This window comes from Streptomyces spectabilis, assembly GCF_008704795.1.
Lineage (GTDB): Bacteria > Actinomycetota > Actinomycetes > Streptomycetales > Streptomycetaceae > Streptomyces > Streptomyces spectabilis.
Genome location: NZ_CP023690.1, coordinates 4,811,205 through 4,824,506, shown reverse-complemented (window position 1 = coordinate 4,824,506; position 13,302 = coordinate 4,811,205). Strand labels below are relative to the sequence as shown.

Here is a 13,302-nt window from a genome sequence, read left to right as displayed (position 1 = left end):
GTTCGCGTCGGGGGCAGGGCCCCCGTGAAGCCGGTCCGGTCCGGGGCGGTGCCGGCCGGCCGTCCCCTGCCGTGGAAATCGCCGGCACCGCCCCGGACCGGGGTCGGTCACTCGCCCGGGTGGGCGAGTTCGATCTCGTGCCCGTCGACGCCGTCCCCGGCGACGACGAGGGCGGTGGCCACCGGTGGGTACCCGGCGGCGATCACGGTGTACTCGCCGACGTCCAGGTCGCTGAAGGCGTACGCCCCGTCCGCTCCCGTGGTCGCTCCGGCGACGACGTTGCCCGCCGCGTCGACGAGGGTGACGCGCGCGTCGGCGAGCGGTCCGCCGGCGGCCCGCACGGTGCCGAGCACCCGCGCGCCGGGCCGCAGTTCGGCCTCGACCCGGGTGACGCCCACCGCGGCGACCTCGACGGGCAGTGCCACCGGCCGGTGCCCCGTCGCGTTCACGGCGACGGTGACGGCACCCGGCACGAGCTCGCCGAAGGCGAACGCGCCCTGCTCGTCACAGGCCCCGGTGGCGAGCACGTCACCGCGCACGTCGGTCACGACGACCATCGCGCCGGGCAGCGGCTGCTTGCCCCCGGCGGTCCGCACGACCCCGGCGAGCCCGCTGGTCCCGCTCAGGAGCACGTCGTACGCGAGCGGCTCGTCGCCGACCACGACGGTCGAGGCCTGCGGCTGGAACCCGTCGGCGGCCGCGATGAGCACGTACGACCCGGCGCCGGGCGCGTCCACGGCGTACGAGCCGTCGGCCCGCGCCACCGAGCGCCCGAGCTGCTGCCCGCCGAGCGAGATCAGCGTGACCGCGGAACCGGGCACGGGCGCGCTCTCGACGCCGCGCACGAAGCCGCGTACCGGAATCCCTCCGGTCGCCGGGACGGCGAGCACGGGCTCCTCGACGGCGGCCTGAGTGACGGCAGGTGCAGCGGCGACCGGAGCGGACTCCGCGGCCTGCACCGCCGCCCCGGCGGACCGCAGCGGCACCTCCTTGATGAACAGGGTGATCACGAAGGCGACGAAGGCGATGGGCGCCGCGATCAGGAAGACGTCGGCGATGCCGTGCCCGTACGCGCTCTCCATGACGACGCGGAACGGCTCGGGCAGCTTGTCCAGGTCGGGGATGCCGCCACCGGCGGTCCCGCCGTGGCCGAACGCGGCGCCCTGCGGACCGAGATCGGCGATCCCGTCCTTCACGTAGTCAGTGATCCGAGTGGACATCACAGCACCCAGAGCGGACACGCCCATGGCTCCACCCAGTGACCGGAAGAAGGTCACCACGGAACTCGCGGCACCGATGTCCTGCGGATCCACCTGGTTCTGCGTGCACAGCACCAGGTTCTGCATCATCATGCCGATGCCGAGACCCATCAGGGCCATGTAGACGGCGATGTGCCAGTACGGGGTGTCGTACCGCATGGTGCCGAGGAGCCCGAGCCCGGCGGTGAGCAGCACGCCACCACTCACCAGCCAGGCCTTCCACTTCCCGGTCTTGGTGATGAGCTGCCCGGAAACGGTCGACGAGACGAACAGCCCACCGATCATGGGAATGGTCAGCACACCCGACATGGTCGGCGACTCGCCCCGCGCCAGCTGGAAGTACTGACTGAAGAACACGGTGCCGGTGAACATCGCGACACCCACGAACAGCGAGGCCGCCGAGGCGAGCGTGATGGTCCGGTTCCGGAAGAGCCGCAGCGGGATGATCGGCTCGCTGGCCCTGGACTCCACGAGCAGGAACAGCAGCCCGAGCAGGATCGCGCCGCCGACCATCGTGTACGTCTGCCACGACAGCCACTCGTACTTCTTGCCGGAGCCGCTGCCCGCGAAGGTGATCCAGACGAGCAGCAGCGACACGGCGGCCGAGATGAGCAGGGCACCGCCCCAGTCGACCTTCACGTCCCGCTTGACCACGGGCAGCTTCAGGGTCTTCTGCAGCACCACCAGGGCGATGACCGCGAACGGCACGCCCACGTAGAAGCACCAGCGCCAGCCGAGCCAGGAGGTGTCGGTGATGACGCCGCCGAGCAGCGGCCCGCCGACGGTGGCGACGGCGAAGGTGGCACCCAGGTAGCCGGAGTAGCGCCCCCGCTCACGCGGGGCGATCATCGCGGCCATGACGATCTGCGCGAGCGCGGACAGACCGCCGACGCCGATGCCCTGCACGACACGGCAGGCGATGAGCATGCCCGCGTTCTGCGAAAGCCCGGCGACGACGGACCCCAGCACATAGATGACAAGCGCGATCTGGACGAGCGCCTTCTTACTGAAGAGATCGGACAGCTTGCCCCACAGGGGAGTACTGGCCGTCATCGACAGCAGAGCGGCGGTGACGACCCACGTGTACGCGGACTGGCCGCCGCCGAGGTCGCCGATGATCTCGGGCAGGGCGTTGGAGACGATCGTCGACGACAGGATCGCGACGAACATGCCGAGCAGAAGGCCGGAGAGCGCCTCCATGATCTGGCGGTGAGTCATCGGCGCGCTGTCGTGCGGATGCCCTCCGTGCTTGGCATGGCTGCCCCGCACACCGGACGGTGTGGATGTTGCCATGGGGTTCCTTTTCCTGGTTCTTACGCGGGTGTACGGGTGGGTGCCGGGACGCGCGGCGCGGCGGACCTGCAGTCCCCGAAGCTGTCGCGGAGCCGGGCCATCAACGCGGTGAGCAGGCCGACTTCGTCGTCGGACCAGTCGCTGAGCCGCTCGGCGAGCAGCCGGGTCGTGCACGCGGACAGCACTTCCATCTGCCGCTCACCGGCGGGGGTGAGGCGCAGGATGCGCGAGCGCTTGTCGGCGGGGTCGGGGGACCGGTCGATCCAGCCGCGCTCCGCGACGTGCGCCACGTGCCGGCTGGTCACCGACATGTCGACGGCGAGCAGCTCCGCGAGCCGCCCCATCCGCATCTCGCCGTAGCGGCTGAGCAGGGTCAGGACGGCCGCGGAGCCCGCCGGGCAGTCGTGCGGCAGGATCCGGGCGAGGTCGCGTTTGACGGCGCCGATGGCGCTGAGCTGGCGGGCCAGCTCCTCGTACTGACGCTGAGCGGCCACGACACCCTCGCTTTCGTTGCTTAGGGCAACGATAAAAGCAGTTGGTTGCCACAGGCAAACTAAATCGGCCCGACCCCTCTAAAACCCTGGCAAAGCTCAGTACCCCCCTCTGTAAAGTCCCCGGTCAGAGGGGGGTTGGGCGGAACACCCCGGATTCGCTAGGGTCCTGCCCCATGGCACACAACCCCCATGCCCCGCAGGGCCCCGAGGGCCAGCACGACCCCGCAGGCTCCACGCAGATGTTCCGCGCGTTCGTCGACGAGACCCCACAGGGCCGCTCCCGGCCCCAGCAGGCGCCCGCGGGCCCGCGCATCGGCCTGATCGTGGGCGTGGTGGCGGCGATCGCCCTCGTCGCGGCCGTGGCCTGGCTGGCCCTGAAGTAGCTACCGCCAGTCCACGTCCACGTCGCGCGTCTCCACGTGCATCCCCCAGGGAACACGCCACGCGTCGACACAAACCGGCCAAGTCTTCCTGACGCTCTGCCCGCCCCGAATGGGCGCGGGCAGCTTCACCGTCGACTCCACGCTCCCCCAGTCGACCCCGAGCGCCCCGATGATGTGCGTCCCGAACTCCACGGTCCCCGACCGCACGGCCGCCCCACCCCGGTTCCGCAGCACCAGCGTCACGTCCTCACACCACCGCCGCGCCCCTGCCTCCCGCAAGGGCGCCCCCACCTCCAACACGGCGGGCCCTGCCGGGCCCGGCGAACCGTGAGAGGCCTCGGGCCCTCCAGAGCGGGAGGGCCGACGCGCGGACGACGTAGAAGCGGGAGCAGGAGCAGCCGACTCATCCCCACGCGGCGAACGGCTAGCGGATGGGGATGGGGATGAGGATGAGGACTCAGAGGCGCTGGGCCGGCCCCCCAAAGGCTCACGGGACGGCTTCTCGGGGGAAGAGGGAAGCGGAGTGAAGGAAACGCCCCCACGGGGCGCGACGGCCCTGACGGGTGCCCCGTCCTCGGAGGCGACGTACGCGTCCCGCTCACCCCCGCCGCACGAGGCGATGAAGCCGACGCTCAGCACCACAACAACCGGGAGGCTCGCGAGTCTCCGACGCATCGCGCAAGTGTGCCTGATGCACCGTCAATAAGGAACCACCGAGCCGCAGTCGCCGACGAGACGAGAGGGGACGTGCCGGTATGTCCGCCCGCAGCCACTGCAACGGCACTGCCCCGCACGGGAGTCCGACCCGCGCACATGACGGGCGAGGACGGACATACCGGCGCGGCCCCGCCGCACACCGACGCGAGGCGTCAGTCAACGGCGGGAACGCGGAACGAACACCTCAGTCGGAGATGAGCCCTTCCCGAAGCTGCGCAAGGGTCCGGGTGAGCAGCCGGGACACATGCATCTGCGAGATCCCGACCTCCTCGCCGATCTGCGACTGCGTCATGTTCGCGAAGAACCGGAGCATGATGATCCGCCGCTCCCGCGGCGGCAGCTTCGCAAGGAGCGGCTTCAGCGACTCCCGGTACTCCACGCCCTCAAGAGCGGTGTCCTCGTAACCGAGCCGGTCCGCGAGCGACCCCTCGCCGCCGTCGTCCTCGGGCGCGGGGGAGTCGAGCGAGGAGGCGGTGTACGCGTTCCCCACCGCGAGGCCGTCGACGACGTCCTCCTCCGAGACGCCGAGCACGGCCGCGAGCTCGGGCACGGTCGGCGACCGGTCGAGCCGCTGCGCGAGGTCGTCGCTCGCCTTGGTGAGCGCGAGCCGCAGCTCCTGCAGCCGCCGAGGCACCCGCACCGACCAACTCGTGTCCCGGAAGAACCGCTTGATCTCCCCCACCACGGTCGGCATCGCGAACGTCGGGAACTCGACCCCGCGCTCGCAGTCGAACCGGTCGATGGCCTTGATAAGGCCGATGGTCCCGACCTGGACGATGTCTTCCATCGGCTCGTTCCGGCTGCGGAAGCGCGCGGCCGCGTACCGCACGAGCGGCAGATTGAGCTCGATGAGGGTGTCTCTGACGTACGCGCGCTCGGGGCTGTCCTGATCGAGCGCGGCGAGCCGCAGAAAGAGGGAGCGGGACAGGGTGCGGGTATCAATGGCCTCCGGCGCCGCCGCCACGGCGGCGGGCTCGGGAGCCGAGTCGACGGCGGCCTCCGGACCCGGCGGAGTGGCCTCGGAACCCTGAAGCGCGTCGGGCGCGGACGCGCTCTCGCGGCCTTCGAGCGTGAGCGTGAGCACCTTCGAGCTGCCCTGGTCTGCGGACATGCCACCCCCTTGAGGTCGCGGACGGTCGCGGCCTGCGCCCCACCGAAGGAACGCAGCCTCCACCTGAATACCGGAGCCGGAGCTGCGGCAAACGCGGTTCCAGCAGAATGTCACATGTCGGCAACACGCTGTAGTGACTTGTCGACAAGTGAGGGTGACGTACCCGCAGGAAGGAAAGGGTCTCGGCCGACGTCCCCCAACTCCCCGTCGGCAACGGCCAGAAGACCGCTCCACCCGATACGGTTACGCCTCGATCCGATTTGCGGATCGAAGCCGCGCGAAGCTTCTGGCCAACAGTCTTGACACATGCATCTGGGACACGCCCAATTCCGCACTGATCTGGGACTGGGTCAAATTACTGTAGTACCGCAGCAGCAGAATGCGCTGCTCCCGCTCGGGCAACTGCACGAGCAGGTGCCGCACCAGATCCCGGTGCTCGACCCCGTCGAGGGCGGGGTCCTCGTACCCGAGCCGGTCGAGCAGGCCCGGCAGCCCGTCGCCCTCCTGCGCGGCCTCCAGGGACGTCGCGTGGTACGAGCGTCCGGCCTCGATGCAGGCGAGGACCTCGTCCTCGCCGATGCGAAGGCGCTCGGCGATCTCGGCGGTGGTGGGGGACCGCCCGAAGGACGTGGTGAGGTCCTCCGTGGCCCCGGTGACCTGCACCCACAGCTCGTGCAGCCGGCGCGGCACGTGCACCGTGCGCACGTTGTCGCGGAAGTACCGCTTGATCTCGCCCACCACGGTCGGCATGGCGAAGGTGGGGAACTGCACCCCCCGGTCCGGGTCGAACCGGTCGATGGCGTTGATGAGGCCGATGGTCCCGACCTGGACGACGTCCTCCATCGGCTCGCTGCGGCTGCGGAAGCGCGCGGCGGCGTACCGCACGAGCGGGAGGTTGGCCTCGATGAGCGCGGCGCGCACGCGGGCGTGTTCGGGGGTGCCCGGTTCGAGCCCCTTCAGCTGGGCGAACAGGACCTGGGTGAGGGCCCGCGTGTCGGCGCCCCGGGTGCTCGCGGGCCCCTTCGCGGGCGGCGCTTCGGGCGCAGAACTGGCCGGCAACGTCAACGCCACCCCTTCGAATCGGTCGACTCGATCAGCTCGGTCAACTCATCCGTCAAAAGCGGTCATAGCATCACAAGACATGTGCACTGTGTGCAAGCACCCCGTAACTCCGTGTTGAGGGCGGTGGGACGGCGCCCGGCGCCGGGAAACACACAGCGGCCCCGCACCGTTGAGGTACGGGGCCGCTAGGGGTCGGCCGGGAAGGAGGCGCGCGCTCAGAACTCGTAGTCGGCGATGACCCACGTGGCGAATTCGCGCCAGAGCGCGACGCCCGCCTGGTGGGCCGGGTGCTCCAGGTAGCGCTTGAGCGCGTCGGTGTCGGCGACGGCGGAGTTGATGGCGTAGTCGTACGCGATGGGCCGCTCCGAGATGTTCCAGGCGCACTCCCAGAACGTCAGTTCCGGGATGAGGCCGCCCAGCTCCTCGAAGGCCTTGACGCCCGCGACGACGCGCGGGTCGTCGCGCTCGACGCCGTCGTTCAGCTTGAACAGGACCAGATGGCGGATCATCAGGTGCTCCTAGTCGTCCTTGCCCCCGTTGGCGACCCACGTCATGAAGTCGCCGATGGCCTTGGCGGCGTCCGAGATGCCCTCGAAGCCGACCTGTACGTAGTCGGCGGCCTTGGCCGGATCGGTGATGATCACGTACAGGACGAACACCACAAGGACGAAGAGAATGAGCTTCTTTGGGTCCTTCACGCGGTGCCCTCCCCGTGCTCGCTCATCCCACGCCCCCGTCGCCCTCTGTCCTAGCCGCTGCCGCCTGTTGCCGGGCGAGTCTAACGTGGCGCTAACTCACCTGGTTTTTAAGGACCAATGACCCCCGCTCAGGGGCCATTGGCCTGCGGTGTTCCGGTGGTGTCCGGCGGAGTATGGACGTGGGCCCGCGGGATCTGGCAGGAATCCACGGGCCCGAACCGGCCTCCACTGCGGGGTCCGTGCCGTCCTCTCCCCCGGTGGCGGCACGGACTTGAGAGCGCCGGTCCTCATCGGGGGGAGCGGCTGTCCCCCCGATGCCGCTCCCCCCGGCCTAAACGGCGAAACGACGAAGGGCCCCGTCCTGAGGACGGGGCCCTTCGTGCTGAAGAGCGGTAGCGGAGGGATTTGAACCCTCGGTGACTTGCGCCACACTCGCTTTCGAGGCGAGCTCCTTCGGCCGCTCGGACACGCTACCGAGAGAGATCCTAGCCCAAGGTGGGCCCTGCGCTGAAATCCGTTCCCGGCCAGACCGCCGCCGGGCCCGGAAAGGGCGTGGAGAGGACCCGGAAAAGGCCCGTCACCGCCCCCGGAAGAAGGCGGTGAGCAGCGTCGCGCAGTCGTCGGCGAGGACGCCCTCGACGACCTCGGGGCGGTGGTTGAGCCGTCGGTCGCGCACGAGGTCCCACAGGGAGCCCGCGGCGCCCGCCTTCTCGTCGCGGGCGCCGTACACGACCCGGTCCACGCGGGACTGCACGAGCGCGCCCGCGCACATCACGCACGGCTCCAGGGTGACGACGAGGGTGCAGCCGGGCAGCCGCCAGGAGCCGAGCGCGGCGGCGGCCCGGCGCAGCGCGAGGACCTCGGCGTGCGCGGTGGGGTCGCCGGCCGCCTCGCGCTCGTTGTGGGCGCGCGCGAGCACCGTCTCGCCGTCCGGGGCGAGGACGACGGCGCCGACGGGCACGTCGCCGCCCCGGACGGCCAGTGCGGCCTCGTCCAGGGCGAGCCGCATCGGCACCTGCCAGCGGTCCCGTACGGGATCGGGGAGAGGGTTCACACGAGGGGCCACACGACGAACCTTACGGATCACGCGGGCCGAGTCGCGCGGACGTGGTCAGCGGACCGCTTCGAGCACCTCCGCGGCGCCCAGGACGTCGGCGATCTCGTTGAGGGCGTCGCCGCTCTCCAGGGCGAGCAGCTCCTTCTCCGGGACGCCGAGGTCGCTCAGGATCTCCCGGTCCCCGAGCGGTCCCGAGGGCACGGCCTCGATCCCGCCCTCCGCCTCGTCGTCGCCGGACGTGTCCTCGCCGTCCTCCGTGCCGTCGAGGTCGAGCGCGTCCAGGTCGTCCGCGCCGTCGTCCGGATCGCGCCCCAGCATCTCGTCGGTGAGCAGGATCTCGCCGTAGGCGCTGCGGGCGGCGGCGGCCGCGTCCGAGACGTAGATGCGCGGGTCGTCCTCGCCGTCCACGCGGACGACGCCGAACCACGCGTCTTCCTGCTCGATGAAGACGAGCACTGTTTCGTCGTCGGCCCCGCCCGCCTCGGCGGCGGCCTCACGGGCCAGGTCGGTCAGATCCGACAGGGTCTCCACATCGTCGAGCTCCGTGTCGCTCGCTTCCCACCCGTCTTCGGTGCGCGCGAGCAGTGCGGCGAAGTACACCGTGACTCTCCCACTGTTCATAGGCGCCGGTTGGGGATCCCCCCGGCGGATGTCGGGGGCGGGAATGCGGTGCCGAGCCCCGCCCACTCGGAATCGTGGCAGAAACAACGGCTACAGGAGAGGTCTTCCGGCCGCTGTGTCCGCGTCGCGTTGCGAATCACACGCCGTTTCGGTGCCGCGGCCCCCGGCGGCTACCAGCGGAACGTGCGCATGCGCATCGCCTGTCGCAGTCGGGCCGCCCGTGCGCGGCGCGGCGTCACCCGCTCCCGCAGCTCGCGGGCCTCGGCCAGCTCGTGCAGGAACTGGGCGCGGCGCCGTCGGCGCTCGGCGTCGGTCTCGCGCTGTTCCCGGTCGGGCATCGACACCACCACCCCAGTTCGTACGACCACCTTCCCCCGACGGGCGCGGTTGATGCCAACGGAGGGACGGACAGGGCCCGAGAAGGCAGGTGGGGCCCGCGGGGGACGGAGGGGGCGCTTCGCCCGGTTACTGTTGAACAATGCGGATCCATGTCGTCGACCACCCGCTGGTGGCGCACAAACTCACCACGCTGCGCGACAAGCGCACCGACTCCCCGACCTTCCGGCGCCTGGCCGACGAGCTGGTCACCCTGCTCGCGTACGAGGCCACCCGGGACGTGCGCACCGAGCAGGTCGACATCGAGACCCCGGTCGTCTCGACGACCGGCGTGAAGCTGTCGCACCCGCGTCCCCTGGTGGTGCCGATCCTGCGCGCCGGGCTCGGCATGCTCGACGGCATGGTGCGCCTGCTGCCCACCGCCGAGGTCGGCTTCCTCGGCATGATCCGCAACGAGGAGACGCTCCAGGCGTCCACGTACGCGACCCGCATGCCGGAGGACCTGTCAGGGCGCCAGGTGTACGTCCTCGACCCGATGCTCGCCACCGGCGGCACGCTGGTCGCGGCGATCCAGGAGCTGATCAAGCGCGGCGCGGACGACGTGACGGCCGTGGTGCTGCTCGCCGCCCCGGAGGGCGTCGAGGTCATGGAGCGGGAGCTGGCCGGGACGCCGGTGACCGTGGTCACGGCCGCGGTGGACGAGCACCTGAACGACAGCGGGTACATCGTGCCGGGCCTCGGCGACGCCGGGGACCGGATGTACGGGACGGCCGAGTAACAGGTCGCCGTACCGCCGCGCGGCGGTGTGCGCTCAGCAGTTCCTGCCGTCGTCCGACGACGGCCCGGAGGGCGCCGGTGAGGGCTTGGCGAGTGCCGCCAGGGCCTTGGCGGCGTCCTTCTCCTGTGTCAGGCCCTTGAACCCGGCGCCGAGGATCAGGTCGACCGTGTCGCCCTTGCGGCCGTCGGTGCGCTTCTCGGCACCCGTGAGCTGGGTGGCGAGCACCGGCAGTGCGGTGTCCAGGGCGGAGCGGGGGCCGAGCACTATCCCGGGGCCCTTGACCTTCTTGTCGTACGTCTTCGTCGCGTTGTCGAACTTGGCGACGGCGAAGCCGCGCTTCTTCAGGGCGTCGGCGGTCTTCTTGGCGAGGCCCTCGCGGGGCGTGGCGTTGAAGACGTTCACGGTGATCCGGCGGGGCTCGGGCAGCGGCGCGGCCTTCTTCGCCGCGCTCTTGCGCTCCGGCCGCTTCGCGCAGTCCTTGCCGCCGGCCGCGGACGCCTCGTCGCCGCCCGTGAAGACGTCGATGAGCTGCAGGGTGCCCCAGCCGATCAGGCCGAACGCGGCGAGGGCCGCGACGGCCGCGAGCACGATCCTGCGGCGGCCGCTCGGGCGGCGCATTCGCGGATATTTGTCCCCCGTGATGCGGTACTTGCCGCCCATGCCGGGGGGAGTGAGCATGCTCATGGGCGCAGCGTAGTGCCGACGGGGCGCGATGCCTACTAAATGATCATTACCCGGCGCGCAGTCCAACCCGAAAGGGCCAATGCGGAATTGGGCCCCGTCGCGGGGGTCGCCCGGGGTGGCGTCAGCCCAGTTCGAGGACGCGGGCGTGCAGGACCTGGCGCTGCTGGAGCGCGGCGCGGACCGCGCGGTGCAGACCGTCCTCCAGATACAGGTCGCCCTGCCACTTGACCACGTGGGCGAAGAGGTCGCCGTAGAACGTGGAGTCCTCGGCGAGCAGGGTCTCCAGGTCGAGCTGGCCCTTGGTCGTCACGAGCTGATCGAGGCGGACCGGGCGCGGCGCGACGTCCGCCCACTGCCGGGTGCTTTCCCGGCCGTGGTCGGGGTACGGCCGGCCGTTTCCGATGCGCTTGAAGATCACACGGAAAGCCTACCGGTCAAGGCTCTCCGGGCGCAGCCATGGCGGCCGAGTGCGACCCTGGGAAATGCCGCCAGAAAGCAGGGCAAAGCGGGAACTCTCCAGTCGGGAGCAGGGTGCGAAGTGAGCGACAGCCAGCCGACGCCGTCCACACCCGATGGCGGAAACCGCCCGAACGAGTCCGCGGCCGGTGCGTCGCCGGGCGCCGCGGCCGACACCGGGGCGCCCGCCGAGGTCACGGAGATCGCCGCCGGGTACGCGTTCCAAGGGCCCGCGCTCGACCTCGGTGCCGTCCTGTGGGAGGGCGGGTGCCACGCGGACGCGCAGGTGCGCATTCCGCTGGCGATGCTCAACCGGCACGGGCTCGTCGCCGGGGCGACCGGCACCGGCAAGACCAAGACGCTGCAGCTCGTCGCCGAGCAGCTGGCCGCGCAGGGCGTGCCGGTCTTCCTCGCCGACGTCAAGGGCGACGTCTCGGGCGTCTCCGCGCCCGGCGAGCCGGGCGACAAGGTCGCCTCGCGGGCCCGCGAGGTCGGCCAGGACTGGGCGCCGCGCGGCTTCACCAGTGAGTTCTACGCACTCGGCGGCATCGGCACGGGCATCCCCGTGCGGGCCACCGTGACCAGCTTCGGCCCGCTCCTGATGGCCAAGGTCCTCCAGCTGAACCAGACCCAGGAGCAGTCACTCGGCCTGATCTTCCACTACGCCGACCAGAAGGGCCTCGAACTCCTCGACCTCAAGGACCTGCGGGCGGTCGTCACCTTCCTCACGTCGGCCGAGGGCAAGCCGGAGCTGAAGACCATCGGCGGCCTGTCGACGGCCACCGCCGGGGTCATCCTGCGGGCGCTCACCACGTTCGAGGCGCAGGGGATGGGGGACTTCTTCGGGGAGCCGGAGTTCGACACGAGCGAGTTCCTGCGCGTCGCCGGGGACGGGCAGGGCCTGGTGTCGGTCCTGGAGCTGCCCTCCGTCCAGGACAAGCCCGCGCTCTTCTCGACGTTCCTGATGTGGCTGCTCGCGGATCTGTACCACGACCTCCCGGAGGTCGGTGACCTGGACAGACCCAAGCTCGTCTTCTTCTTCGACGAGGCGCACCTGCTGTTCAACGGGGCGTCCAAGGCGTTCCTGGACTCGATCACCCAGACCGTGCGGCTCATCCGCTCCAAGGGGGTCGGCGTCTTCTTCGTCACCCAGACGCCCAAGGACGTGCCCGCCGACGTGCTCGCCCAGCTCGGCAACCGCGTCCAGCACGCGCTGCGCGCCTTCACGCCCGAGGACCAGAAGGCCCTCAAGGCGACCGTGCGGACCTTCCCCACGTCCGCGTACGACCTGGAGGAGACCCTCACCGGCCTCGGCACCGGCGAGGCCGTGGTCACCGTGCTCAGCGAGAAGGGCGCGCCGACGCCGGTCGCGGCGACGCGGCTGCGGGCGCCGCAGTCCCTGATGGGCCCGGTGCCCGCCGCGGACCTGGAGCGGGCGGTGCGGGACTCCCGGCTCTACTCCCGGTACGCGGAGGCGGTGGACCGCCACTCGGCGTACGAACGCCTGCGGGAGGCCGCGGCCGCCGCTGCCGAGGCTCCGGCCGCCGAGCCGCCCAAGGCCGCCAAGGGCAAGGGCGACGGCGGCGGAGGCGGTGGTTCCGTGGTGGAGCAGGTGGTCGGCAGCGGCATGTTCAAGTCGCTCCTGCGGTCCGTGGGGACGCAGCTGGGCCGGGAGATCTCCCGCTCGGTCTTCGGGACGGCCCGGCGGCGGCGCTGACCGGCCGGGCGGCTACGCCGAGGCGGCCCGCTTGGCCGCCGCCTTCTGCTCCTGCTTGTAGGCGCGGACCTTGTGCAGCGTCTCCGGGCCCGTGATGTCCGCCGCCGAGCGGTACACCTTCGCCTCGCCGTAGGACCCCGCGGCCTCCCGCCAGCCCGTGGGACGGACGCCGAGCTGCTTGCCGAGGAGGGCGAGGAAGATCTGGGCCTTCTGCTTGCCGAAGCCGGGCAGCTCTGTGAGGCGGCCGAGCAGCTCCTTGCCGCTGCCCGCGTCCCGCCAGATCCCGGCCGCGTCCCCGTCGTAGTGCTCGACCAGGTACTGGCACAGCTTCTGCACGCGCCCGGCCATCGAGCCGGGGTACCGGTGCACGGCCGGTTTCGTGGCCAGGAGCGCGGCGAACGCCTCGGGGTCGTACGCGGCGATGTCGTGCGCGTCGAGGTCGTCCGCGCCCATCCGCCGCGCGATGGTGTACGGGCCCGCGAACGCCCACTCCATGGGGACCTGCTGGTCCAGGAGCATCCCGACGAGCGCGGCCAGCGGGCTGCGGCTCAGCAGCGCGTCGGCCTCGGCCTCCTGGGCGAGGTGCAGGGTGACGTCCTTGTCCATGGGCCGATCATCCCCCGGCCGCCCCCGGCG

Annotated in this window: 15 protein-coding genes and 1 tRNA gene; 3 read left to right on the top strand and 13 right to left on the bottom strand. The window is 71.1% G+C overall.

Annotation, left to right across the window (positions count from 1 at the left end; translation table 11 throughout):
• Positions 1-107 precede the first annotated feature (107 nt).
• A complete protein-coding gene (locus tag CP982_RS20985) occupies positions 108-2,477 on the bottom strand; it encodes an MFS transporter (RefSeq protein WP_483409932.1) in 2,370 nt (789 codons plus the stop codon).
• 95 nt (positions 2,478-2,572) lie between these two features.
• Positions 2,573-3,046 (bottom strand): MarR family winged helix-turn-helix transcriptional regulator, encoded by a 474-nt coding sequence (locus CP982_RS20980; protein WP_150511945.1) that lies wholly within the window; start codon positions 3,044-3,046, stop codon positions 2,573-2,575.
• Between the two features lie 173 nt (positions 3,047-3,219).
• Here CP982_RS20980 and CP982_RS20975 point away from each other — a divergent pair, with 173 nt between their 5' ends.
• Positions 3,220-3,429: a hypothetical protein gene (locus CP982_RS20975; protein WP_150511944.1), complete on the top strand. Its 210-nt coding sequence runs from the start codon at positions 3,220-3,222 to the stop codon at positions 3,427-3,429.
• 901 nt (positions 3,430-4,330) lie between these two features.
• On the opposite strand, the gene CP982_RS20965 is transcribed toward CP982_RS20975, so the two are convergent.
• From CP982_RS20965 to CP982_RS41815, 8 genes are all read right to left on the bottom strand, one after another.
• Positions 4,331-5,257, bottom strand: a complete 927-nt coding sequence (locus CP982_RS20965) for an RNA polymerase sigma factor SigF (protein WP_150511942.1) — start codon at positions 5,255-5,257, stop codon at positions 4,331-4,333.
• A gap of 243 nt (positions 5,258-5,500) precedes the next feature.
• A complete protein-coding gene (locus tag CP982_RS20960; RefSeq protein WP_150511941.1) occupies positions 5,501-6,328 on the bottom strand; it encodes an RNA polymerase sigma factor SigF in 828 nt (275 codons plus the stop codon).
• A gap of 206 nt (positions 6,329-6,534) precedes the next feature.
• A complete protein-coding gene (locus tag CP982_RS20955; protein ID WP_144004266.1) occupies positions 6,535-6,828 on the bottom strand; it encodes a Dabb family protein in 294 nt (97 codons plus the stop codon).
• A 9-nt stretch (positions 6,829-6,837) separates the two neighbouring features.
• Positions 6,838-7,017 (bottom strand): hypothetical protein, encoded by a 180-nt coding sequence (locus CP982_RS20950; protein WP_030677182.1) that lies wholly within the window; start codon positions 7,015-7,017, stop codon positions 6,838-6,840.
• A 390-nt stretch (positions 7,018-7,407) separates the two neighbouring features.
• Positions 7,408-7,492: transfer RNA gene (locus tag CP982_RS20945), tRNA-Ser, on the bottom strand.
• A 102-nt stretch (positions 7,493-7,594) separates the two neighbouring features.
• Positions 7,595-8,026, bottom strand: a complete 432-nt coding sequence (tadA, locus tag CP982_RS20940; protein ID WP_150515609.1) for a tRNA adenosine(34) deaminase TadA — start codon at positions 8,024-8,026, stop codon at positions 7,595-7,597.
• 102 nt (positions 8,027-8,128) lie between these two features.
• Positions 8,129-8,674, bottom strand: a complete 546-nt coding sequence (locus CP982_RS20935; protein WP_150515608.1) for a tRNA adenosine deaminase-associated protein — start codon at positions 8,672-8,674, stop codon at positions 8,129-8,131.
• 191 nt (positions 8,675-8,865) lie between these two features.
• Positions 8,866-9,033, bottom strand: coding sequence for a hypothetical protein (locus tag CP982_RS41815; protein ID WP_170316465.1), 168 nt, complete (start codon positions 9,031-9,033; stop codon positions 8,866-8,868).
• Positions 9,034-9,173: 140 nt separating this feature from the next.
• On the opposite strand from CP982_RS41815, the gene upp reads away from it, so the two are divergent.
• Positions 9,174-9,809 carry a uracil phosphoribosyltransferase gene (gene upp, locus CP982_RS20930; protein WP_144004265.1) on the top strand — a complete coding sequence of 212 codons (636 nt, stop codon included), beginning with the start codon at positions 9,174-9,176 and terminating at the stop codon, positions 9,807-9,809.
• Between the two features lie 33 nt (positions 9,810-9,842).
• Here the strand turns inward: upp and CP982_RS20925 are convergent, their stop codons facing one another.
• Complete coding sequence (locus CP982_RS20925) at positions 9,843-10,493, bottom strand: LytR C-terminal domain-containing protein (protein ID WP_150511940.1); 651 nt, start codon at positions 10,491-10,493, stop codon at positions 9,843-9,845.
• Positions 10,494-10,614: 121 nt separating this feature from the next.
• Positions 10,615-10,911 carry a type II toxin-antitoxin system VapB family antitoxin gene (locus CP982_RS20920; protein WP_003955420.1) on the bottom strand — a complete coding sequence of 99 codons (297 nt, stop codon included), beginning with the start codon at positions 10,909-10,911 and terminating at the stop codon, positions 10,615-10,617.
• Positions 10,912-11,151: 240 nt separating this feature from the next.
• Between CP982_RS20920 and CP982_RS20915 the strand changes: the two genes are divergently transcribed.
• On the top strand, positions 11,152-12,666 hold the full coding sequence (locus CP982_RS20915; RefSeq protein ID WP_229879313.1) for a helicase HerA-like domain-containing protein: 1,515 nt from the start codon (positions 11,152-11,154) through the stop codon (positions 12,664-12,666).
• 12 nt (positions 12,667-12,678) lie between these two features.
• Here CP982_RS20915 and CP982_RS20910 read toward each other — a convergent pair whose 3' ends face one another.
• Positions 12,679-13,272, bottom strand: a complete 594-nt coding sequence (locus CP982_RS20910) for an HhH-GPD-type base excision DNA repair protein (protein ID WP_150511938.1) — start codon at positions 13,270-13,272, stop codon at positions 12,679-12,681.
• Positions 13,273-13,302: the final 30 nt, after the last annotated feature.